Source organism: Rossellomorea pakistanensis (assembly GCF_016908495.1).
Classification (GTDB): Bacteria; Bacillota; Bacilli; order Bacillales; family Bacillaceae_B; genus Rossellomorea; species Rossellomorea pakistanensis.
Genome location: NZ_JAFBDZ010000001.1, coordinates 1,052,652 through 1,076,253 on the forward strand (window position 1 = coordinate 1,052,652; position 23,602 = coordinate 1,076,253).

Genomic DNA, 23,602 nt, shown 5'->3' on the forward strand with positions numbered 1-23,602 from the left:
TACACAATTGTCACTTTGAGTCACAATTTATTAATAGTACATACTATTAGCGTTTTTATTTGCAAAACATTTGATTATTGCGGCTAGAAACTATAAAATTAAATACTTGTATAGGGCTTTTTTTATGCCTATAGTAAAGGAAGAATGATCGTTTTAGTAACTGCTCAGGTCATATAATCTATCTTAATGAACAATTGTTTATTCTGAAAAGTGAGGTTCTATTTGTGAAACAGACGGATACACCATCAACACTATTAATGATATTTGGTGCAACAGGTGATTTAGCGAAAAGAAAGCTCTATCCATCGCTTTTTCATTTATTTAATAAAGGAAAAATTTCAAAAGACTTCGCCGTGATAGGTGTCGCCAGAAGAGAATGGACAGAAGAACAATTTAAAAAACACGTCGAAGATTCTGTACTCACATCCATAGGGACTAAAGAAAACATCGATGAATTTATTTCACATTTTTATTATCAATCACATGATGTCTCTGACTCAGAATCTTACATAACCCTAAAGAATTTAGCTGATTCTCTTGATAATAAATACAATCTTCATGGGAACCGGATTTTTTATTTAGCCATGGCTCCTGAGTTTTTCGGGACGATTACGGACCATTTGAAATCAGATGGATTAACCGATACGCAAGGGTTTCACCGTCTCGTTATTGAAAAACCGTTTGGACATGACCTCCCTTCTGCCGAACAATTAAATAACCAAATTCGTGAATCATTTACCGAAGATCAGATCTACCGTATCGATCATTATCTTGGCAAGGAAATGGTACAGAATATTGAAGTAATCCGTTTTGCCAATGCTCTTTTCGAGCCATTATGGAACAGCCGGTACATCTCAAATATTCAAGTGACATCGAGTGAAGAACTAGGTGTTGAAGAACGCGGTCGTTATTATGAGAAGAGCGGTGCCCTAAGAGATATGGTACAAAACCATATGCTTCAAATGGTTGCTTTACTCGCGATGGAGCCACCAATCAAATTAACAACGGAAGAAATTCGGGGCGAAAAGGTAAAGGTCCTTCGGGCACTGCGTCCTTTGAAGGATGATGAAGTAAAAGATTATTTTGTTCGAGGACAGTATGGACCTAATGAAACAGGTGGGCGAGGTTATCGTCAAGAACCAAATGTTGATCCAAATTCAAATACGGAAACCTATGTTGCCGGTAAATTGATGATTGATAATTTCCGCTGGGCTGGTGTTCCGATCTACATCCGAACTGGGAAACGCATGGAGACGAAATCCACGAAGATCGTGATTCAATTTAAAGATATACCAATGAATCTTTATTACAATCGAGACAAGCCACTCGCTCCAAACTTATTAGTCATTCATATTCAGCCTGATGAAGGTATTACCCTTCACTTAAATGCCAAAAAATCAGGACAGAATGTAGAAACGACACCAGTGAAGCTGAATTTCTCGAATAATAGTGTAGATGGCATGAATACACCAGAAGCATATGAAAAGTTATTGCATGATTGTATGCGTGGAGATGCTACCAACTTTACCCATTGGGATGACGTTAAGCTTTCATGGGCATATGTTGATAAAATATCTGAGGTTTGGGAAACGACAAAAGAAACAGAATTCCCTAACTATTGTGCAGGTACAGCAGGACCGAAAGCGGCAGATGAATTACTAGAGAAAGACGGATTTTATTGGTGGCCAATTGATAATTTAGATGTAGACAATTGTTAACCTAAAATACTAGAAAGGCTGTGAATTTTATGAAAATGTACGATATTACCGCTCCGATCTTTAACGGAATGCCTGTTTACAAAAATAAACCAGAAAAACAACCATCCATTGACACAAATACGAATGGCCATGTAACCGAATCAAGAATTTCTCTTGATGTTCACACAGGAACGCATGTAGACGCACCCCTTCATATGATCAATGATGGAGAAACGATTGAAACGATTGCGATTGAGGAACTTGTTCGTACAGTGAAGGTTTTAGACCTATCCACTGTTAATGGAAAAATAACAATGGCTGATATCGAGGGATTTGATATCCAAAAAGACGACTTCCTCCTTTTAAAAACAAAGAATTCTTGGGATACAGAATTTAATTTTGAATTCATATATGTTGCAGAAGATGCTGCAGGCTATTTAGCTGATAAAGGAATCAAAGGGGTAGGGATTGATGCCCTTGGAATTGAAAGAGCTCAAGAAGGTCACCCTACACACCGTACCCTAATGGGAAATGGCGTTATTATTATGGAAGGTCTTCAGTTGAAAGATATTAAAGAAGGCGAATACTTCATGGTCGCGGCTCCATTGAAAATTCAAAACACGGATGCTTCTCCTGCGAGAGTACTGTTGTTTGATCAAAAATTAGTTTAATAGGAAATGCGGAAGCGTCTTGAACAGATCACGCCTTTTTACTCGAGGAGCTAGACGCTGAAGCTGGAAACAATAATTCAAAAAAGCCATGCGATTTATCGCATGGCTTTTTTGAATTCAATTATGATAACCACTCCGTATGGAATGTTCCTTCTTTATCTGTACGTTGATAAGTATGGGCACCAAAATAATCACGCTGAGCTTGAATTAAATTCGCTGGAAGTGTTTCTGTACGATAACTATCATAGTAAGATAGAGCAGCAGAGAATCCTGGTACAGGAATTCCGTTTTGCACAGCGGCACTAATGACATCTCTTAGTGCATATTGGTAGCTCTCAACGATTTCTTTGAAGTATTCATCTAACAATAAATTTCTAAGTTCTGGTTCACGGTCATATGCCTCTTTAATTTTTTGTAAGAATTGAGCACGGATGATACAGCCACCACGGAAAATCATCGCAATTTCCCCATAGCTTAAATCCCAACCGTATTCTTCTGAAGCGGAACGCATTTGAGCAAAACCTTGTGCATAGGAACAAATTTTACTCATGTAAAGTGCTTTTCGGATCGACTCAACAAATGCTTCTTTATCACCTTCAAATGGTTTTGTTTCTGGTCCATTGAGGATTTTGCTTGCTTTCACACGTTCATCCTTGATAGCTGAAATAAAACGAGCAAACACAGATTCAGTGATAATAGGTAATGAAACCCCTAGGTCCAGTGCACTTTGGCTCGTCCATTTCCCTGTACCCTTTTGACCTGCTTTATCGAGGATCACATCAACCATAGGTTTACCTGTTTCATCATCTTTTTTCGTGAAAATATCTGCGGTAATTTCAATAAGATAACTATCTAATTCTCCCTTATTCCAATCCGCAAATACTTCATGAAGCTCTTCTGCACTTAATCCTAATACATTTTTCATAAGGAAATAGGATTCTGCAATTAACTGCATGTCTCCATATTCAATTCCATTATGGACCATTTTCACATAATGACCCGCTCCATCAGGACCAATATACGTTGTGCATGGCTCACCTTCTACTTTTGCGGCAATATCTTTTAAAATCGGAGCAACTAGCTCATAGGCTTCTTTTTGGCCGCCTGGCATTATCGAAGGTCCTGTTAATGCACCCTCTTCACCGCCAGATACACCTGTACCAATAAAATGAATACCCAATTCGCTTAACTCATGATTACGACGTCTTGTATCCTCAAAGAACGTATTTCCACCATCAATGAGAATATCACCTTTATCCAGGTATGGTTTAAGCTGTTCAATTGTTGCATCCGTAGGGTTACCAGCCTTTACCATCAATAAAATCTTACGTGGTTTCTCTAAAGATTGAACAAATTCTTCAATTGTATATGTACCTACAACATTTTTTCCTTTTGATTCATTTAGCATCTCGTCTGTTTTTTCACGAGAGCGATTATAAACTGATACGGAATACCCTCTGCTTTCTATATTCCAAGCAAGATTCTTCCCCATAACTGCTAAGCCGATGACACCGATTTGTTGTTTCGACATGTTACAACGTCCCTTCATTCTATAAGTTTATGTGGATTTGCATCCTTCTAAATTTAACAAGATTCGCTAGCAAGTGCAACTATTACACTCAATTATTAGCAACCCTTCTTAGTATATATGATCTTACCTAGCTCATCCTTATTTTTCATATATCTCTCATTAGTCTTCTCTTAAAAAGTCTTTGTTAAAGCTGGTATCATACTGGTTTTCTCGTTTATTAGGTTCACTCTGTGCCATTCCTTTTTTAATCATCTTTTTCCCATACTTTTTTTGTAAACGGCTAATGGTATCATAGAGGGGCTCTTTTTCTGCTGCTTTCTCATAGCTGAACAAATCTAATTGTTCTACAGCATCTTCCTTTTCGATTAGGTCCTGCCCTGTCACACCCAATAGCCGAATCGAATCGCCATTCCAATGTTTAAGAAACAATTGCTTGGCTTCTTCAAAAATAGATTGATCAAGCTGTACTGGATTTTTAACCTTTTTGCTACGAGTAATCGTTTTTCTATTTTTAAATCGAATCATCACCTGGATGGTGGTTGCCATCATTCCCTTATTCTTAAGTCTGCTAGCGACCTTTGTCGAAAGAGTATGAATGACGTTAAGTAATTCCTTTTGATTGGTAGAATCCTTAGGTAGTGTTGTTGAATTACCTACACTTTTAAAATCATAAATCGAATCCGGATCTACTGGCCTAGTATCTTCACCATTCGCTCGCTTTTTTAATCGTATCCCATTGATTCCAAGCGTAGATTTTAGTTGTAGGTCTTCCTTATGTGCTAAATCACTGATCGTTTTAACTCCGATAGTGTAAAGCTTTTGAGCGGTTTTTTGACCAATTCCATGCATTTCAACTACATCTCGAGGCCATAAAATTTGCGGAATATCTCGCTTTCTTAATACCGTGATACCCATGGGTTTTTTCATATCTGAAGCCGTTTTGGCTAAAAATTTGTTCGGGGCAATTCCAATGCTACAAGGGAGGTCGAGCTCTCTTTCGATTTGGTTTTGAATCGATTGGGCGATCTCTATTGGAGTACCCATTTCAGCCCCCTCTGAGATATCCATATACCCCTCATCAATTGAGACTGGTTCAACTAAATCTGAATATTGTCTTAGAATATCGAACATTCCTTTTGAAGCAGCACGATAACGATCAAAATTAGGGCGCATGATAATGAGCTGTGAACATAATTTCTTTGCTTCCCATAAAGGCATTGTGGTTCTGACACCAAACTTTCTTGCTTCATAGCTGCATGTTACAATAATTCCCTTCCGCTCTTCTGGATTCCCGGCAATCGCTAAAGGCTTTCCTTTTAATGTCGGGTCAAAAGCCATTTCAACGGAAGCATAAAAACTGTTCATATCAACATGCAAGATGACTCTACCTTTTTTTGGATAGTAAGAGTTCATTTCAACACGACCTTTTGTTCGAACTTTTCTCTATATTATAACAAAAAAATACATGCTATTTATGCATGCATTTCTTCTTTCTTTTCTTCCACATATTCTTTTATATCTTTTATACTCTCAAGACTTTCTACTAAGATTTCTGGATCGATCATGGTAATCAGGCGGTCTGAGAGATTGACCACTCCTGAAAAATATTTTGCGTTCGAGTAGGCCAGAATGCCAACTTGTTTAAGGGATTGTTCAGGGATATCCACTATTTCTTTTGCTTCATCCACTATGATTCCAAATGTGATGGACTCTGTTTTCAATACAATTAATCGTGAGGTATGTAGATCACTCATTTCAACATGATACAAGAGTTTGTTAAAATCTAAAACGGGAATCAATTCATCTCTCACTTTAATCATTCCGCTGACATAGGACGGTAAATGTGGAATAGGCGTTATTTTATCTAGCTTCTCTATAGATAAAATATTTTTTATAGATATCCCATATTCCCCGTTCCCCGTTTGAAAGACGATCGCTTTACGGTTTTCCTTCATCCTATTTCCTCCCTCTTCATTATAACTAATATAAATGTACCATATCCATCCTGTTTTGTATTAATTTTATAGATGAAAAGAACTAAAAAAACTCACCAAAGGAGATGACCCCTTAGTGAGTTTTAACCATTATTCTCCAGCTACCTCTTTAATAATAGCCACTACCATTTCTGAAAGTTTGACAAGCTCTTCAACAGGCATTCTCTCATTCGTTGTATGAATTTCTTCATATCCTACAGCAAGGTTTACAGTTGGAACACCAAAGCCTGCAATAACATTGGCATCACTACCGCCGCCGCTTGTTAATAATTCACTTGGGCGACCGATTTTAGCGGCTGCTTTTTTGGCAATTTCAACAACCTCATCCCCTTCGCCAAATTTGAATCCTGGGTACATTACTTGTATATCGACCTCAGCGGAACCACCGAATTCTGCAGCTGTAGTTTCAAATGCAGCTTTCATTTTTTCTACTTGTGCTTCCATTTTTTCAGGAATGAGTGAACGTGCCTCTGCAAGAATGTCTACACGATCACATACGATATTCGTTGCTCTTCCACCTTCAAAACGTCCAATATTTGCTGTTGTTTCTTCATCAATTCTTCCAAGTGGCATTCTTGAAATCGCTTTTGCAGCCATTGTAATAGCTGAAATTCCTTTTTCAGGCGCAACACCAGCATGAGCTGTTTTTCCGTTTAGTACGGCTTTAATTTTTGCTTGAGTTGGAGCGGCTACGATAATATTACCGACTTTGCCATCACTATCTAGCGCAAATCCATATTTTGCTTTTACAAGGGAAGGGTCTAGTGCTTTTGCACCGACTAACCCAGACTCCTCTCCAACAGTAATAATAAATTGAATCGTTCCATGCTCAATATTTCCTTCTTTCAACACTCTGAGTGCTTCAAACATTGTAGCAAGCCCTGCCTTATCATCGGCACCTAAGATGGTTGTCCCATCAGAATAAACATATCCGTCCTCTTTAACTGTTGGTTTTACCCCTTTTGCAGGAACGACTGTGTCCATATGTGATGTGAAATAAATCGTATCGACACCTTCTTTTGTTCCTTTTAACGTACAAATCAGATTTCCTGCACCATGTCCTGTCTGTCCCATCGTGTCATCTTCGAATACTTCAACACCTAGATCTTCAAACTTCTTAGTTAAGACCTTCGCGATCTCTGCTTCTTCTCGAGTTTCTGAATCGATTTGAACTAATTCTAAAAATTCATTTAATAAACGTTCTTCATTAATCATCCGTATTCCTCCAAATATGTAGTCACCCTTTTAGTATATCGTTAAAGGGGGTGAGCTACAAATCATACGAAATTTTACAATGGGATATTCCCATGTTTTTTATGTGGCCTTGTTTCTTTCTTATTTCTCATCATCTCGAGACCTTGAATTAATTTAATTCTTGTTTCTCTTGGATCAATGACATCATCAACCATTCCATTGGCTGCTGCCACATAGGGATTGGCAAACTTTTCACGATATTCTTCAATTTTCTGGTCTCTAGTTACATCTGGGTTTTCACTGTTAGCAATTTCTCGTGCAAAAATAACATTGGCAGCTCCCTGCGGTCCCATAACGGCAATTTCTGCATTTGGCCAAGCAAATACTAAATCTGCACCGATAGACTTACTGTTTAAGGCTACATACGCTCCCCCATATGCTTTTCGAAGGATAACCGTCATCTTGGGAACAGTTGCTTCAGAGTAGGCATATAAAATTTTAGCACCATGTCTGATAATCCCGCCGTGCTCTTGCTTGATTCCAGGGAAAAATCCAGTAACATCCTCAAACGTAATAATAGGAATATTAAAAGAGTCGCAGAAACGAATAAACCTGGATGCTTTATCAGACGAATCGATATCTAATCCACCTGCCATAAACTTGGGCTGATTACATACTAGCCCAACAACCTCCCCTTTTATTCGAGCTAAGCCAACCACAATATTTTTAGCAAATTCACGTTGAACCTCCATGAAAGAATCTTCATCGACTACCTGGTCAATCACTGTTCTAACATCGTATGGACGAATAGCATCAAACGGGATGAGGTCTGTCAGCTCAGGACGAAAATCATCTTTATCAGCATTCTCCTTCACCGGTGGTTTTTCTTCATTGTTTTGAGGTAAATAAGAAAGTAGTGAACGAACCATTTGAAGAACTTCTTCTTCTGTTTCACCTCTAAAATGAGCATTCCCACTAATACTGTTATGGACCTTTGAACCACCAAGATCTTCTGAACTTATTTTTTCACCTGTGACCGTTTCAATCACTTTAGGGCCTGTAATAAACATTTGACTTGTGTTATCTACCATGAAAACAAAGTCCGTAATGGCAGGGGAATAAACAGCCCCGCCTGCACAAGGCCCCATAATGACAGAAATTTGTGGAATGACTCCTGAGTAAATCGAGTTACGATAAAAAATATGCCCGTAGCCGTCAAGAGAAACGACTCCTTCTTGGATTCTTGCTCCTCCAGAATCATTAAGCCCGATAAATGGTGCTCCATTCTTAACAGCTAAATCCATAACATGGGCGATTTTCTTGGCATGCATTTCTCCAAGGGCTCCGCCAAAAACAGTGAAATCCTGTGAAAACAGATAAATAGGCTTTCCATCTACTTTTCCATAGCCCGTTACAACACCATCTCCCGGACCTTCCAATTCACCTAAACCGAAATCCTGAGAGCGATGTTCGATAAATGGATTTAATTCAACAAATGAACCGGGGTCAACTAATATATCGATACGCTCTCTTGCCGTTAACTTCCCTTTTTCATGTTGCTTGTCAATTCGCTCATCCCCACCTCCAAGCTCGACTTTTCTTCGTTTATCATACAATTCATTAATTTTTTCATAAATATCTGCCATGTTTATTCCCCCTTGATGTTTGTCTTGTCGCAAAGTTCAAATAGAACTCCATAAGCTGATTTTGGGTGCATAAAAGCTACCTCTGCTCCACCGGCACCTGGTTTTGGTTTATCGTGGATCATCCGAACACCATTTTGTTTTAGCTCGTTGATTCGGTCTTGAATCTTTTCAATCCCAAAGGCAATATGATGAATGCCCTCCCCTTTTTTTTGAAGGAATTTAGCAATGGCACTTTCATTATGTAAAGGTTCCAATAGCTCAAGCTTAATGTTTCCACCATCAATAAAAGCAACCTTGACTCCTTCAGATTGAACCTCTTCCATTTTTATTAGCGGAAGCTGTAGTGTTTCATTATAAAAAGATAGCGATTCTTCAATGGAATGAACCGCAATTCCAATATGATCAACCTTTTTCAATTCTAACATCCCCTTTTTACAGATCACCCAAAACACCTTACTACTTCGATATTAATGTCGAAAATTCCTGCATGCTGACGAAATTAGTAAACGTTTTCAAAGATGTACAGCTTGTCAACCTAACCAGAACAAGTTAAAATAACGATAAGGATTGTACTCGCAAGGAGATGATTTCTTATGAATAAAAAGTTACAAAGAATAGTCGTTTTCTTAATGCTATTCGCTATGATTGCTTCGACGATTCTTATGGGAATAACCATGTTTTTATAGGATGAATATACATGGAGCATACTCCTGTAAATAATAGAGAAAGAAAAGGGCTGTCCCAAATCAAGGTGTCAGGATCTACAGCTTCAATATAGAGAAAAGTCTTCTTTATATTGACGTTCATAGTGGTCCTGGACCCTTTTGGGACAGCTCCTTTTACTTTATTGCACCATATTCTTTTCCAAGCTCCACGAAGGACTGATTGCTCTTTACGACTAAAATTTTCGTTCCGATAGGAATGACGTCATATAGTTCTTCAACATTTGAATTGAGCAATCTTAGACATCCATTTGAAATATACTTACCGATACTTCCCGGTTGGTTCGTACCGTGCACACCATATATTCGGCCATCTGTATTTTTGGCATCAAAGCCTATCCATCTCGTGCCAAGTGGATTTCTTGGATCACCTCCAGGGATGTCCTTCTTCCGATAATAAGGATTTTTTGCCTTGACAGTAATGGTAAACAATCCCTCTGGAGTTAAATCATTGGTTTTTCCTGTAGCTACTTTATAGGTTTTTTTTATTGTACCACCTTGAATAAAGGCAAGCTCATTCTTTTGTTTATTGATGATCAGGAATGGATCACCAGGGAGGGGATTCTTTCCTAGTGGCCAAATTGGTGAAACTACAAGAAATAATGCAAGAAGCAAACGCATGTCAACACCTACTTATAATCATAGTTGACATTAGTTTACTTCTATTTGATTTTTTCCATGCTTCTTCTTTTTTCGAATTCCTTTAAATGAACTTTTAATGAGGAGGTATTGCTCCATTTCATTAACAAATTGAAGTAATGCTGCACGCGCTTCAAATTCCTCCCGTGATTGAGGTAATTCCATTTGTTCAAATTCAATCTTCATATCATATAATTTTTTCAAATAAATTAATGCGGTATTTCCTCGATGTATATGCGCCTTTAAATCTTCAATAAAATCTGCAATCATCCTGCCCTGTTCAATATTTAACGATATCGATGTAACAATTGGTAATAATCTTTGAATGATTTCAAACTGTTTTTCTCTCATTTTAAAATAGTGATAATAAAGGTTTTCATGTCGAATAAAATGATTTTCAACATCTTTGAAAGCAAGCGATTTCGCTTCTTGAATCAGTCTTTCCGTTTCTGTTATTTCCCTTCCATCCCAATCTCCCTCATTCGTTCTTAAGTAATTAATAATTTCACAAAAAATCCGGTTAAAATTCGCTTCTATTGACTCTAAATATTCGACGAGTTTATTCTCAACACTCGGCATGTACAGGTTCATAACTAGGGCAATTCCAATTCCGATAATGATAATTCCTAATTCATCGCGAAGAAGCTCGATCGTAACGTTACCAGCTGAGTAAATATGTAAAATAATAACGATACTTGTAACGATTCCTTCTTTGACATTTGCCATTACAGTCGTTGGGATGAAAAATAGCAGGAGTAAACCAATAATGATGGGGTGGTATAAAAACAATTCAAAAAACAATGTTGAAAACCCCATTGCAATTAGACATGCAAGAAATCGGCTCCACGCTGCCTTTAATGATTTCTTCTGAGTATTTTGTATACATAATATAGTTATGATTCCTGCAGATACATAATTTTCTAAACCAATCCATTGTGCAACCATTATGGCAATAGCCGTTCCAACCGCTGTTTTAGCGGTACGATATCCAATCCGAAACATATGATATAACACCTCAGTAAGTATGTTTTCGAACAGTATCATACCATATTCGTAAGTATCTTGAACACGAGTAGTCCCTCTTCAATCATTTCGCCTCCCCCTTCACCGCTTTAGCGAACTAGGGGACGGTTCTCGAATACGGTAAAGCTTTACCGTATTCGAGAACCGTCCCTCAATGCGTTAGTGTGATAAATCAAATGATACTTATTGGGCTATAGCCCATTTTCGGAACAATTATATAACAGTTGTTGATTATTATTAACTGTTATAATACAATGAATCCAATAAATCATTATTGGAGGGATTACAAATGTTGAATTTAGAATTTTATCGTACATTGCCTAAGAAAGAATGTCGTGAATGCGGATGTGAAATTATTGAACAACATGAATCTTATTTGTACGAGTGCGAGCACTGTATGGGAAAATATGAAGAAGAATGATAGGAATAGAGGATCACAATCTATCTATTAAGCTATTAATCATAAAAGATACTAACTAAATGATGATGAAGGACCATACAATTCATTATGAAAGGTATCTCCTTTTTAACATGAGAATAGTTTCACCTCGTACCTTTGTAAGCTTTATTGATTGATTAGTTCCCAATAAGAACTACCTCACGATCAATAGATATCCCCTTTTTGACATAGGATACATCTACTCTGGGAACAATTTTCATTTCTTCTAAGTAGCTCGTTACATCTCAATTAAGACTAAAGCCTTGATAAAATTAAATTAAAGGGAGTAGAGGGTATGTCAACTTTACGTGAAGAAGCCTTACAAATGCATAAGGAGATGCAAGGAAAGCTTAGCGTCCATTCCAAGGTTTTAGTACGAAATACGAAAGATTTAAGTCTTGCTTATTCACCAGGTGTTGCAGAGCCCTGTATCGATATACAAGAAAATAGGAATAAAGTATATGACTATACAATGAAGGGGAATCTCGTTGCTGTTATATCGGACGGAAGTGCAGTACTTGGCCTTGGAAATATCGGACCCTATGCCGCTATGCCTGTCATGGAAGGAAAAGCGCTGCTATTCAAATCTTTTGCCAATGTCGATGCATTTCCTCTTTGTTTAGATACTTCAAGTCCAGATAAAATTGTAGAAGTGATTAAAATACTTGAGCCTACTTTTGGTGGAATCAACTTAGAAGACATTTCCTCACCGCAATGCTTTGAAATTGAAGAGAAATTACGACAAACTTGCAAAATTCCCGTTTTCCATGATGATCAACATGGTACAGCGATCGTAACGGCTGCTGGCTTAATCAATGCCTTAAAGCTAGCTAATAAACAGAAAGAAAATATTCGTGTTGTTATAAATGGTGCAGGTGCTGCCGGGGTGGCCGTTACGAAGCTTTTACTTCAGATCGGTGTAAAAGAAGTCATTGTCTGTGATACAAAAGGAATAATTTATAAAGGTCGTCCCGAAGGAATGAATAATATGAAGCAGCAATTAGCTGCTATCACAAATAAAGAAATGAAGCATGGTACTTTAGCAGATGCTCTGATTCATGCTGATGTGTTTATCGGTGTATCCGTTGCGGGTGCTGTTAATGAAGAGATGATTCGTTCCATGAATCCCAATCCCATCGTTTTTGCAATGGCAAATCCCTCACCGGAAATTATGCCCGATGAAGCAAAAGCAGCCGGTGCACTTGTTGTCGGTACAGGGCGATCAGATTTCCCAAACCAAATCAACAATGTATTAGCATTCCCTGGTATTTTCCGTGGGGCTTTAGATGTCAGGGCCAAAGAAATTAACGAAGAAATGAAGTTTGCAGCCGTTTATGCCATTGCTGAATTAATATTGGAAGACGATCTCAAACCCGACTATGTCATTCCAGATCCATTTGACCGTAGAGTGGTAGCACATGTAGCAGTTGCAGTAGCTAACGCGGCAATGGAAACGGGGGTTTCTAGGAAAACTATAAATACAGAAGACATTAAGAAAGAATTATTAAGTGCTAAAGATATGCATCCTCTCAAAGTTTAAGGGAAATTTAATAATTTCCCAATAAAAAAGGCTGATTCATCATCGTAAAAAACAATGGTGAATCAGCCTTTCTTTCACTGGTAATTAGGAATACCTTTATACTTCTTCACAATACTCATCAAAATAGGATTGTAGTTTGTTTACTACTGACATTGGATCATGTCCTTCGATTTCATGGCGTTCGACCATTGTTAAAAGTTCTCCGTCTTTTAGTAAAGCAAAAGATGGAGATGATGGTGGATATCCAGTGAAGAAGCTTCTTGCTTTCGCTGTAGCTTCTTTATCTTGACCAGCAAAAACGGTCACTAATTGATCCGGACGCTTATCATTGTGAATAGCATGTGCTGCTGCAGGACGAGCAATGCCGCCGGCACATCCACATACAGAATTAATCATAACTAGCGTAGTTCCCTTTTTAGCAAATGTTTCTTCTACCTCTTCAGGGGTTGTTAATTGAGTGTAACCTGCTGTTTCTATTTCTTGTCGAGCTTGACGCACAACATCATTCATAAATAGATTGAAATCCATTTCCATATTCATACCTCTCCTTTAAAACGGAATAAGCCCAAATAGTGTTGGAAGCTCAACATTGGGATCCGTCAATACTTATCCGAGGATAACCTCTTACTGACATCATACCAATTTTCTAGCAGGAATATCAAACAAAACCTTAATAATAGGTTTATCACAAAAGATAGGGGGGTATCCTAACAATACATCTAGATCCATACCCCAAACTCCCTAGTTTTTTGAGGCTGTTCAATACCCAAAGTGTCAGGAACCATAACTACAAATGGAAGAAACCCTTGAAACATCTTCTATATGAAACGATACTAGTGGTTCTAGCCCCCTTTTGGGACAGCCTCTTTTTTCATCCTCAGTTATCCGAAAACAGGTAGAATAACTTTTCCATTGCTTGTGAGGCTGTTATTTCCCCATTCATTACGTCTTTTTCAAACAAGGGGAGCTGTTTTTTAATATTTTCCTGGCTAAAAAAGCTTGTCAATAATCGATCTTTGATTAAGCTATGAAGCCATTCTTTTGATTGAGTTTGCCTTCTCTCTTGAAAAACTCCTGATTCCTTCATCTTCTGTTGGAAAGCAGAAATTAATTCCCATAACTCTACCAATCCTTCGTTTTTTAAAGAAGAACAAGTATAGGCTTTTGTTTGCCAACCTTTTGTGGCTGGTTGAAGAAAATGCAGTATTTGATTGAATTCTCTTTTCGTTTTTTCAGCAACCGATTTATTTTTTCCATCTGCTTTATTGACAACAATCGCATCGGCAAGCTCGATGATTCCCTTTTTCATTCCTTGTAGTTCATCGCCTGCACCTGTAATGGCAAGTAACATAAAGAAATCCACCATTCCTCGTACAATGACCTCACTTTGTCCAACACCAACCGTTTCAATTAGAATGACATCATATCCTGCGGCTTCACACAAAGCTATTGTTTCTCTCGTTTTACGGTGAACTCCGCCAAGAGTGCCTGCAGTAGGAGAAGGACGTACGAAGGCTTGTGGGTTTCTTGAAAGTGTTTCCATCCTCGTTTTATCCCCTAGAATACTACCACCCGTGATCGTTGATGTAGGGTCAATCGCGAGTACAGCCACTTTATGCCCACTGCTGCAGAGAATTTCCCCAAAAGCTTCAATAAATGTACTTTTGCCTGCACCAGGAACCCCTGTGATCCCGATTCGAATCGAATTCCCAGAGTGAGGAGAAATTTGCTTTAATAGTTCTTGGCCAAGTTGATAATGCTTGGCAGCACTGCTTTCAATTAAGGTAATCCCTTTGGCTAAGTCTCTTCTATTCCCTTCAAGCAGACCTTTAGTAATAGAATCAATCAATACATCCTGACCTTTCTTCACAAACCTCCGTCTGCTCTTGTTCTCATCCATCATTACTCTGCCACTTCCTCATAGCCAAGGCGATGATAAATCTCTTCAATCACTTTTTGAGCTGCTACAGGAATCACTGTTCCAGGTCCAAACACCGCCGATGCACCATTTTCTAATAAGAACTCATAATCTTGGAATGGAATAACACCGCCAATAACAACTAGAATATCTTCGCGACCTAATTTTTTAAGCTCTGCAATTAATTGAGGAAGAAGTGTTTTATGCCCCGCAGCTAATGAACTTACACCAATGACATGTACATCGTTTTCAACTGCTTGCAGGGCGGTTTCCTCTGGAGTTTGAAATAGTGGACCAACATCGACATCAAATCCTAAGTCGGCAAAGGCTGTTGCAATGACTTTTGCCCCACGGTCATGGCCGTCCTGTCCCATTTTTGCAATAAGAATACGCGGGCGTCGACCTTCATTTTCGAGAAACTCATTGGTCATATCCTTCACTTCAAGAATCTCCTCTTCATTTGAAAAATTGGAACTGTACACACCGCTCACAGAACGAATAACAGCTTTGTGTCGTCCAGAAATCATTTCAATCGCATCGGAGATCTCTCCAAGTGTTGCTCGATTTCTTGCTGCATTTACTGCTAATTCTAATAAATTTCCTTCTCCCGTTTCAGCAGCTTTAGTTAATGCATCCAATGATTCTGAAACCAGTCGATCGTTTCTTTGCTCTTTAAGAGCTTTTATTCTTTCAAGCTGTTTTAAGCGAACCGCTGTATTATCAATATCTAAAATGTCTATCGGATCTTCTTTATCAAGTCTGTATTGATTCACACCTATAATCGTTTCTTTCCCTGAATCAATAAGTGCCTGTCTTCTCGCAGCTGCTTCTTCAATTTTCATTTTAGGTAGGCCGGTTTCAATTGCTTTAGTCATTCCCCCAAGATTTTCAATCTCATCAATATGCTCCCAGGCTTTTTCCATCAGTTGATTTGTTAATGATTCTACATAATGGGAGCCTGCCCATGGATCAATAACCTTCGTAATTCCGGTCTCCTCCTGAAGATAGGTTTGAGTGTTACGAGCAATTCGAGCAGAGAAATCTGTTGGTAAAGCAATCGCTTCATCCAAGGCATTCGTGTGAAGAGATTGGGTATGTCCCATTGCTGCTGCATGTGCCTCTATTAATGTTCGAATTACGTTGTTATACGGATCTTGCTCTGTTAAACTCCATCCAGATGTTTGGGAATGAGTTCTCAGTGCCATCGATTTTGGATTTTTCGGGTTAAAACCTTTCATCATACTCGCCCAAATTCTTCTTGCCGCACGCATTTTTGCCACTTCCATGAAATAATTCATTCCAATTGCCCAGAAAAAAGACAATCTAGGAGCAAAGGAATCAATATCAATACCAGCTTTGAGCCCTGTTCTCACATACTCAAGACCATCTGCTAATGTATAGGCCAATTCAATATCCGCTGGTGCACCAGCTTCCTGCATATGATAGCCTGAAATACTAATACTATTAAACTTTGGCATGTTCTTTGATGTATATTCGAAAATATCGGCAATAATTTTCATCGATGTTTCAGGTGGATAAATATACGTATTTCTCACCATATACTCTTTTAAAATATCATTTTGAATCGTTCCTGAAAGCTTTTCCTGCGGGACACCCTGCTCTTCGGCCGTTACAATGTAAAAGGCAAGGATTGGTAAGACTGCCCCATTCATTGTCATTGATACAGACATTTGATCTAGAGGAATTCCATCAAATAATATTTTCATGTCAAGAATCGAATCAATCGCTACTCCTGCTTTACCGACATCACCAACTACACGAGGATGGTCTGAATCATAGCCACGATGGGTTGCTAAATCAAAAGCCACAGACAACCCCTTTTGTCCCATACTTAAATTTCTGCGGTAAAATGCATTACTTTCTTCTGCTGTTGAAAATCCAGCGTATTGTCGCACTGTCCAGGGTCTATTCACATACATTGTGGGATACGGTCCCCTCGTAAATGGCGCAACTCCTGGTAAATCTTCTGTATGCGGCAACTCGTTTGAATCGTCTTCAGTATAAAGGGATTTAATAAATAATTGCTCATTTGTTTTATATTTTTTTACCGAGGCCATTTTTTTCTTATTTGTTTCTTTATTTGAATAGGGGTCAACCCCCTGCCAATTAGGCTTTACCATGCTCTTCCGCCCCCTCCCAAATGTGTAATAGTTCCTCTAGTTTTTGGAGCATATTTTGCTTCAGGAAAATGGAGCCATTTAGACCCGCTTGTTTCCATTCATTCATTTGCTCAGTCTCAATCTTACCCGCTATATCGATAACGATTTTTTCATCAACTCTATTCACGGTCTCTAATACTAGCGGAAGATAATGCTCGTAATCTTGATCTCTACCACAAATAACGTAATAAGGGTAGCGTGTTTCTTCAATAAACTCCAGAATTTCCTCTTTAGTAGAACAATCATTACTCATGCTTACCGATATTCCACCTACCGCTAAAAACCCATTGACAAAATCCGCCCGTGACTTGTGGTGTTTCAGTTTGCTTAAGCCAATGATTCCTGCTGTTGGTTTTACACCCGATTCGCTAAGGTCTCCAGCCTTTTTTCGAAGGTTTTCAAATGGCAACGATAATCTTTCGACATCCTCTACGGTTTGATTTTCAGTTAAGGTGTCTTCAGGATTTGCGTAGATATTCGTTCCAATCATTGATTGTTTTCGAGTCGATAGATCATGAATACGTTCTTCACGGATGCTTTCAACGCTTTGTTGAATAGCGCCTTTTCTTAATAAAGTAATGAACCCGCCTTCCCTATCCATTCTCTGGAACTCTTTCCATGCTCTTTTCCCAACTTCTTCTGTTAACCACTCAAGAAAGTAAGAACCGCCACCCGGGTCAACAACTTTATTAAGGTGAGCCTCTTCTCCAATTATGAGATGGGTGTTGCGGGCAACCCTCTCAGAAAGTGAATTCGTTTCACCCACTACCCCATTAAATGGCTGTACTTGAAGATAATCAACACCGGCAAGAATGGCAGAAAAAGCTTCTCCTCCTGAACGTAGGATATTGACATGTGAATCTAATTTTGATTTATTAAAACGAGACGTTTCTGCACTTATAGAAATAGAACCGACGATTTGTTCTTCTGTTAATCCATATTCCTTCAATACGTCCTGCCATAGCTTCTTAAAAGCCCTAAGCTTTGCTACTTCCATAAAGAAATGGCTTCCCACCGAGAAGTGAAAATTCATCTTCCTTGTAATGGTCTCAATATCCCATCCTTTTTCTTTCAAGAATTCAATATAGAAAACACCTTCACTTATAGCAAAGGAAAGCTCCTGGACAGCATTAGCTCCCCTATTATGATATGGAGCAGTATTCACAACCATCGTTTTAAGCTGGGGGCAAGAGCTAGTAACCATTTCTACTTCATTAAGCCATTCCTCTAAAGATAGATTTTCATTACAGAAAGCTTTTTCAGATAATGGATCTTGCCCTAATACTCCTTCAAGCTTTTTGAAAACAGTCTCATTATCGGCCAACTCTGTGATCCTTTTTGCCATGGATGAAAAAGATCTTTCTCCTAATTTAAATATCGGAATATCTGTATCTAGTACATTATTAAAAAAACGGTCAAATTCATCGTTAATAGTTAAAGAACCAATTGTAAAAGATATACAGTTTTGGCCCTTTGACTGGCTTTCCTTCACCTTCGCCATAAGATCATCCCATGTCACTCCGTTAATGCTCTGTGCGAGAAACCATTTATTTTCAGCTTCAATCTTTGTTTCAATCCCGGGTATATACGACTGAATTCTGTCTCCTTTCGGAAGGTCTTTTCCTGTATATAACGGCTTAAGGATAATCCCCTCATATGTGGTTGTTTGAAGTGCATCTAAAGATTTACCCTTAAGTGCCTTTTCTGCTGCTACCTGCCATTCTTCCAGTGTTTTATTGTCAAAAGATTGATTTTTCATCTCACTAAGCTTCATAATACCCCTCTTTCGTATCGCTAGTATGAAATCGTTTACAAAATATTTGATGAGATTCTATGTCTAATATAGGACAAAATTCAAAATTTTTATAATAATACTATTTTAGTATATAAAAAAACGTGGATTTCTTCAACGACCCTTCTTTTCATTTAAATGAAACTGCTTTCTTTCCTGAAAGGTGGAAGAAAAAAAGCAAAAAAAAGAGGAGTCGTAAAGCGGACTCCTCTCCTTGCACACATATTACTTATTACTGTTAATATACAATTTACCTTCTGCAATTTGAGTGGTTACATTTCCATAATCATCGGAAACCTTCACTTCAATTTGTGCTCCTGGTGCTTTTACATTAGAAGTTGCTGTATAGTAACCAACATAATGACCATCAGATGTTTCCATCATAGGTAACTCATTAGCATTAGCTACTTGTAATCCATTTGTATTAGTGAGCGGCATTTGAATAACGAAGGTTGCCTCTAATCCTGGCTCACTATCGAATTCAATTTTAACTGATTCACCTTTTTTCAGTTCTTGATCTTCCGCCGGTAGAAGATTTTCAATCGCAATGTCACCGAACTTAGCATCTACTGTAACACTTTGCTTCTTCTTATTACCAGCTTTGTCCCTAGCGACTACTTGAATGATATTTTCGCCTTCATCCAATAATATTCTCTTACTGAACTTCCCATCACTTACAGAAGCTTTTTGTCCATTGACCTTCACCCAATCAAAATTCTCATCAGCGATCGTACCTTCTACCGTAATGGCTTCACGATTTGTTTTTGTTCCATCTTCAGGTGAAGTAATTTCTAATTCAGGCTTCGCTTGATCAAGTGTAATCGTCACAGGCTCTGATGGATCTGTCATCCCTTGATCTGTAGCGGCCTTAGCTGTAAGTGTATTTGCCCCATTGTTTAAACCAACCTCTGTAGCGAAAGTTCCATCTTCTGTTGTTTCGGCTGTTGCTACTTCCTCTTCTCCATTAAAGATATGAACAGTTGTCGTTGGAGATGAAGTACCTTCGACAGTTACCGTATCATTTTTCGTAAATGATCCAGCCTCAGGTGAAGTAATGACAGGTGCGGTTACTTCATAGTTAACCGTTGCTCGAATCATGTAGTTCCCTTCTTCTGCTGGTGATGGAGACCATGCGCCACCAACATATTGCCAGCTTCTTCCTGCATTATCACCATTTTCATCTGTTCCAAGCCCAGGTGTGTTTGGATTTGGATGTGATTGCATGTAAACCATGTAGAAATCCCCTTCAACCATGATCCCATGTTCACTTAAATCAACATGTGTCCATTCGCCATTTCTTAGGGCAGTTGCATCAAATGGACCTGCAATCTTTTTACCTGGTGCGCCATCTGGACCTGAGGCATCATACACCGCTACTTGGAAGTCCGTACCACCTGGAACCGGCCATTCGGTATCCCAGAATCGGAATAGACCACCTGTAACCATTGCTGCTTCATTTCCTTCTTCAAGAGACATTTTCACTGCCCATCCGTTACCTGCATCGTAGAATGCACGAGCGTTTTCTGCAGTACCGTCATCATATCCAATTTCTCCAGGATATCCGATAAATGGTTCTAAAGCGACATCAGCGCTCGCCACTTCTCCACCTTCGATTGTGACACTTACTTCATTACTATGGTAATAAGGAGCTACTACTTTTAATGTGTATTCTCCTTCGTATGCTTCTAAATCGTATCCACCATTGGCACCCGTCTCGATCGGTGTTACGGCTGCATCTTCAACAAGGAAGACTGTCGCCCCTTCTATTGGTTCCCCAGTTCTTTCATTCATAACGGTTCCTGTTACGTTACCTCGAGGAATTTCTTCCAATGTGAAGTTTGCCGTTGATGTCCCATCTGCTTCAACTGTTACAGATTGAGTCTCAGATCTGAATCCGTAAGTAGAAGCTTGTAATGTATAGTCTCCAGCTGCATGTGTCATTTCAAAAGATCCATCTGCAGGGTTTGTATACACAGAACGACCTGTTTCTAACACACTTACTTCTGCTTGTAATGGAAGAAGAACCGGTGCTGCACCATCAGACGGAGCCTCTGCTTCCTTCTTCACAGGCTTAGCTATTTTGATTTTGTCTGGATTTACTTTAGGCTTTTTAGAAACAGAAGCCGATTTCTCATCTTTAGATTTCAACCCTAGCTGTGCTTTTTTAGATGGAGCAATTGATTCAGCATTGATTTTAACATCATCTAAATACCAGCCTTGCTTTGGAACACTTCCATCTGTAGTCACATTAAAAGCAACATAGATTCGTTGACCAGCATATTCACTTAGATCAACTTCACCATCAATCCAGCCTTCTGTAGTACCGTTTACACGAAGAACCTGTGTCCAGTTTTCTTGATCTGTAGAAACAAACACATGACCGTAATCATAGTTATTCTCCAGCTCATGCCACTGTTTGAATTGTAAAAAGCTGTTTCCTTCAGGTAAATCGATTGGAGGTAATTGTAATGACATATTGGCATTATTGCCATATTTGTCATCTAGACTAGTCGCATAAACCTTTTCACCTGAAGCGGCATTACCAGGACCATTCGCTGGAACTCCCCACTCCCAGCTATTCCCCTCACCGTAGGAGATCCATCCAGCTGGTGAAGATTCAAAATCTTGTTCATATCCCACAGAAATACCAGGCAATAACGAAATTGTATAGTTATCACTTACCGTTTCATTACCAGCAAAATCTAGCACACTCCATTTATAGATTAACTCATCTCCAGTTAAGGCCTCTCCAGGGATGGTTGCTTCATAGGTTCCGGATTTATAGTCTCCACTTGTTCTGCTCGTTTCGACAGATACCCATTCCCCAGCTGCATTTTGATATTGGAGGGATACATTTGTTACGCTAATATTGTCGCTAGCCTCTGCTTGAAGAGTAAGGCTCATTTCTTTAAAGGCTTCGCTAGGGCCGTTATGACTGATGGCTGGTGCTTCTGAGTCATCCCCTTCTTTCGTTACGTTCCCCTCGACCTTACCAAGTCCACTCATGACAGAAGAAACAGCATCAAAGGCATTCACTAACCCATGACCATATCCATTATTAGGGACATCAGGGAATGTACTGTCCGTCAACGGAACCGCTGTTGATACTAAAATTTCCTCGATTTCATTTACAGTTAAGCTTGCATCAGCTTGCCTTAATAATGTGGCAACTGCCGAGACATGTGGGCCGGCCATGGATGTCCCATTCCATCCACCCTCATAGTTACTGCCAGGAACAGATGAACGGATGTTTACACCTGGGGCTGAAATTTCAGGTTTTACTTCTTCATAAGGTGAAGGACCTTGAAGTGAAAATCCAGCTAGTACGTTATTAATATCCGTAGCACCTGTTGCAAACGATTCAGGATAGTTTGCTGGAGTTGCTACAGAGCCAGGTCCACCAGGGTTAAAAATCGTTGTATTTCCAGCTGAAAATTCAGGGAAAATTTCAGCCGCTCTCCATGCTTCAACCATTTCTCGATACCATTCATCGAGACCTGGTCCACCACCCCAAGAGTTATTGACAACATCTGGAGCCATTTCTGGATGCGGATTTCCTTCAGCATCTTTAGGAGCAAGGATCCATTCACCTGCTTCAAGTAGATCAACATCTGTCCCACCATCCGCTGTGAATGCTTTTACAGCAATCCATTTTGCACCAGGCGCTACACCAATTTGATTACTTCCGTCAGGTTCAACCCCAACCATTGTTCCGGTAACATGTGTGCCATGACCTTGATCATCATAAGGGGCACTTTGACCTGCAGTAGCATCAAACCAGCTAAACTCATGATTTGGAGCATCCGGATTTTGTGGGTCATATCCTCTATATTGCTCTTTAAGAGCTGGATGATCCCACTGAACTCCTGTATCAATGGAGGCTACTACTGTTCCAGCCCCATCAATTCCCATTTCCCAAACTGCAGGTGCACCTACCCGGTCAATGTTCCACTCAATAGAAGCTGGGTTATTTTGAGCATGATTCTTTTCCTTTTGAAGCTTACTCTTTGTTGGACTATCTGCTTTTACTGGTTTTATGAGATGACGAGTTTCGTTAGGTAAAATCTTTTCAACTTCCTGGAAGTTAGCGATGCTTTCCATTACTTCTTTTGTACTTGTAATCGCCATTCCATTTACAATATAAAAATCTTTTACTTCTTTAACATTTCCCGATTTCTTCTCTTTATTTAAGTATTGTTTCACTTCGGCTTGTGTTTCAAGTGCTTTCGCCCGTAGTTCAGAAACGACCATATTTCTTTTCATTAACTTTTTACTGTTTGCAGTAAGATTTTTCTTATCTGCTTTTTCGGCCGCCATTTTAGCTACCTTTGTTGTATCCACTTGCTCTTTGAACTTCACTAAGTATGTGACGTGCTTTTCTTTCTTAAATTGTTCTTGTAATTTTGATGTGATCTTGGATTGTGGGCTAACTTTTGATGATTCTTTTACAGAAGTTGATGGTTTTTCTTTTGCTAAAGATTGCGCTGGTGTATTAACCGCTCCTACATTCATTGGAAACAATAGTGGAATGAACATGACTAGGGTTAGTACGATAGACATCCATTTCATACGATTTTTTTTACCCCTCACAAATTTCCCTCCTAGTGATTGTTTGT

18 protein-coding genes are annotated in these 23,602 nt (G+C 39.0%); 5 read left to right on the forward strand and 13 right to left on the reverse strand.

What is annotated here, in order from left to right; translation table 11 throughout:
* Positions 1 to 224 precede the first annotated feature (224 nt).
* Together zwf and JOC86_RS05160 are read left to right on the forward strand one after the other, a co-directional pair.
* Complete coding sequence (zwf, locus tag JOC86_RS05155; RefSeq protein WP_205168674.1) at positions 225 to 1,718, forward strand: glucose-6-phosphate dehydrogenase; 1,494 nt, start codon at positions 225 to 227, stop codon at positions 1,716 to 1,718.
* A 29-nt stretch (positions 1,719 to 1,747) separates the two neighbouring features.
* Entirely contained in the window at positions 1,748 to 2,368 is a 621-nt protein-coding gene (locus tag JOC86_RS05160) for a cyclase family protein (protein ID WP_205168675.1), read from the forward strand.
* Positions 2,369 to 2,489: 121 nt separating this feature from the next.
* Here the strand turns inward: JOC86_RS05160 and gndA are convergent, their stop codons facing one another.
* The 6 genes from gndA to mce form a co-directional block, all read right to left on the reverse strand.
* Entirely contained in the window at positions 2,490 to 3,899 is a 1,410-nt protein-coding gene (gndA, locus tag JOC86_RS05165; protein WP_205168676.1) for an NADP-dependent phosphogluconate dehydrogenase, read from the reverse strand.
* A gap of 159 nt (positions 3,900 to 4,058) precedes the next feature.
* Positions 4,059 to 5,312 (reverse strand): DNA polymerase IV, encoded by a 1,254-nt coding sequence (locus JOC86_RS05170; protein ID WP_205168677.1) that lies wholly within the window; start codon positions 5,310 to 5,312, stop codon positions 4,059 to 4,061.
* Between the two features lie 59 nt (positions 5,313 to 5,371).
* Entirely contained in the window at positions 5,372 to 5,854 is a 483-nt protein-coding gene (locus JOC86_RS05175) for a chemotaxis protein CheW (protein ID WP_205168678.1), read from the reverse strand.
* A gap of 129 nt (positions 5,855 to 5,983) precedes the next feature.
* Complete coding sequence (locus JOC86_RS05180) at positions 5,984 to 7,108, reverse strand: tripeptidase T (protein WP_205168679.1); 1,125 nt, start codon at positions 7,106 to 7,108, stop codon at positions 5,984 to 5,986.
* A gap of 74 nt (positions 7,109 to 7,182) precedes the next feature.
* Positions 7,183 to 8,733, reverse strand: coding sequence for an acyl-CoA carboxylase subunit beta (locus JOC86_RS05185; protein ID WP_205168680.1), 1,551 nt, complete (start codon positions 8,731 to 8,733; stop codon positions 7,183 to 7,185).
* Between the two features lie 2 nt (positions 8,734 to 8,735).
* Positions 8,736 to 9,149, reverse strand: a complete 414-nt coding sequence (gene mce, locus JOC86_RS05190; protein ID WP_205168681.1) for a methylmalonyl-CoA epimerase — start codon at positions 9,147 to 9,149, stop codon at positions 8,736 to 8,738.
* Between the two features lie 177 nt (positions 9,150 to 9,326).
* On the opposite strand from mce, the gene prli42 reads away from it, so the two are divergent.
* Positions 9,327 to 9,419, forward strand: a complete 93-nt coding sequence (gene prli42 / locus JOC86_RS05195; RefSeq protein ID WP_205168682.1) for a stressosome-associated protein Prli42 — start codon at positions 9,327 to 9,329, stop codon at positions 9,417 to 9,419.
* A gap of 153 nt (positions 9,420 to 9,572) precedes the next feature.
* Here prli42 and JOC86_RS05200 read toward each other — a convergent pair whose 3' ends face one another.
* Both JOC86_RS05200 and JOC86_RS05205 read right to left on the reverse strand, forming a co-directional pair.
* Entirely contained in the window at positions 9,573 to 10,076 is a 504-nt protein-coding gene (locus JOC86_RS05200) for a L,D-transpeptidase (RefSeq protein WP_205168683.1), read from the reverse strand.
* 30 nt (positions 10,077 to 10,106) lie between these two features.
* Positions 10,107 to 11,096, reverse strand: a complete 990-nt coding sequence (locus JOC86_RS05205; protein WP_205168684.1) for an aromatic acid exporter family protein — start codon at positions 11,094 to 11,096, stop codon at positions 10,107 to 10,109.
* Between the two features lie 310 nt (positions 11,097 to 11,406).
* Here JOC86_RS05205 and yhfH point away from each other — a divergent pair, with 310 nt between their 5' ends.
* Positions 11,407 to 11,538: a protein YhfH gene (gene yhfH / locus JOC86_RS05210; RefSeq protein WP_205168685.1), complete on the forward strand. Its 132-nt coding sequence runs from the start codon at positions 11,407 to 11,409 to the stop codon at positions 11,536 to 11,538.
* 313 nt (positions 11,539 to 11,851) lie between these two features.
* Entirely contained in the window at positions 11,852 to 13,096 is a 1,245-nt protein-coding gene (locus JOC86_RS05215; RefSeq protein ID WP_205168686.1) for an NAD(P)-dependent malic enzyme, read from the forward strand.
* 96 nt (positions 13,097 to 13,192) lie between these two features.
* On the opposite strand, the gene JOC86_RS05220 is transcribed toward JOC86_RS05215, so the two are convergent.
* From JOC86_RS05220 to JOC86_RS05240, 5 genes are all read right to left on the reverse strand, one after another.
* Entirely contained in the window at positions 13,193 to 13,630 is a 438-nt protein-coding gene (locus JOC86_RS05220; RefSeq protein ID WP_205168687.1) for a BrxA/BrxB family bacilliredoxin, read from the reverse strand.
* Positions 13,631 to 13,973: 343 nt separating this feature from the next.
* Complete coding sequence (meaB, locus tag JOC86_RS05225; protein WP_205168688.1) at positions 13,974 to 14,999, reverse strand: methylmalonyl Co-A mutase-associated GTPase MeaB; 1,026 nt, start codon at positions 14,997 to 14,999, stop codon at positions 13,974 to 13,976.
* Positions 14,999 to 17,155 carry a methylmalonyl-CoA mutase gene (gene scpA, locus JOC86_RS05230; RefSeq protein WP_205168689.1) on the reverse strand — a complete coding sequence of 719 codons (2,157 nt, stop codon included), beginning with the start codon at positions 17,153 to 17,155 and terminating at the stop codon, positions 14,999 to 15,001. Before scpA ends, meaB begins: the two co-directional genes overlap by 1 nt.
* Entirely contained in the window at positions 17,142 to 18,968 is a 1,827-nt protein-coding gene (locus tag JOC86_RS05235) for a methylmalonyl-CoA mutase family protein (protein ID WP_205168690.1), read from the reverse strand. Before JOC86_RS05235 ends, scpA begins: the two co-directional genes overlap by 14 nt.
* A 243-nt stretch (positions 18,969 to 19,211) precedes the next feature.
* Positions 19,212 to 23,555 (reverse strand): S8 family serine peptidase, encoded by a 4,344-nt coding sequence (locus JOC86_RS05240; RefSeq protein ID WP_205170106.1) that lies wholly within the window; start codon positions 23,553 to 23,555, stop codon positions 19,212 to 19,214.
* Positions 23,556 to 23,602 lie beyond the last annotated feature (47 nt).

Bases quoted from the DNA above. Each gene is read 5' to 3' on its own strand.
- JOC86_RS05160 (WP_205168675.1), top strand. From the start codon at position 1,748: ATGAAAATGTACGATATTACCGCTCCGATCTTTAACGGAATGCCTGTT.
- gndA (WP_205168676.1), bottom strand. From the start codon at position 3,899: ATGTCGAAACAACAAATCGGTGTCATCGGCTTAGCAGTTATGGGGAAG.
- JOC86_RS05170 (WP_205168677.1), bottom strand. From the start codon at position 5,312: ATGAACTCTTACTATCCAAAAAAAGGTAGAGTCATCTTGCATGTTGAT.
- JOC86_RS05175 (WP_205168678.1), bottom strand. From the start codon at position 5,854: ATGAAGGAAAACCGTAAAGCGATCGTCTTTCAAACGGGGAACGGGGAA.
- JOC86_RS05180 (WP_205168679.1), bottom strand. From the start codon at position 7,108: ATGATTAATGAAGAACGTTTATTAAATGAATTTTTAGAATTAGTTCAA.
- JOC86_RS05185 (WP_205168680.1), bottom strand. From the start codon at position 8,733: ATGGCAGATATTTATGAAAAAATTAATGAATTGTATGATAAACGAAGA.
- prli42 (WP_205168682.1), top strand. From the start codon at position 9,327: ATGAATAAAAAGTTACAAAGAATAGTCGTTTTCTTAATGCTATTCGCT.
- JOC86_RS05200 (WP_205168683.1), bottom strand. From the start codon at position 10,076: ATGCGTTTGCTTCTTGCATTATTTCTTGTAGTTTCACCAATTTGGCCA.
- JOC86_RS05205 (WP_205168684.1), bottom strand. From the start codon at position 11,096: ATGTTTCGGATTGGATATCGTACCGCTAAAACAGCGGTTGGAACGGCT.
- yhfH (WP_205168685.1), top strand. From the start codon at position 11,407: ATGTTGAATTTAGAATTTTATCGTACATTGCCTAAGAAAGAATGTCGT.
- JOC86_RS05215 (WP_205168686.1), top strand. From the start codon at position 11,852: ATGTCAACTTTACGTGAAGAAGCCTTACAAATGCATAAGGAGATGCAA.
- JOC86_RS05220 (WP_205168687.1), bottom strand. From the start codon at position 13,630: ATGGAAATGGATTTCAATCTATTTATGAATGATGTTGTGCGTCAAGCT.
- meaB (WP_205168688.1), bottom strand. From the start codon at position 14,999: ATGATGGATGAGAACAAGAGCAGACGGAGGTTTGTGAAGAAAGGTCAG.
- scpA (WP_205168689.1), bottom strand. From the start codon at position 17,155: ATGGTAAAGCCTAATTGGCAGGGGGTTGACCCCTATTCAAATAAAGAA.
- JOC86_RS05235 (WP_205168690.1), bottom strand. From the start codon at position 18,968: ATGAAGCTTAGTGAGATGAAAAATCAATCTTTTGACAATAAAACACTG.
- JOC86_RS05240 (WP_205170106.1), bottom strand. From the start codon at position 23,555: ATGAAATGGATGTCTATCGTACTAACCCTAGTCATGTTCATTCCACTA.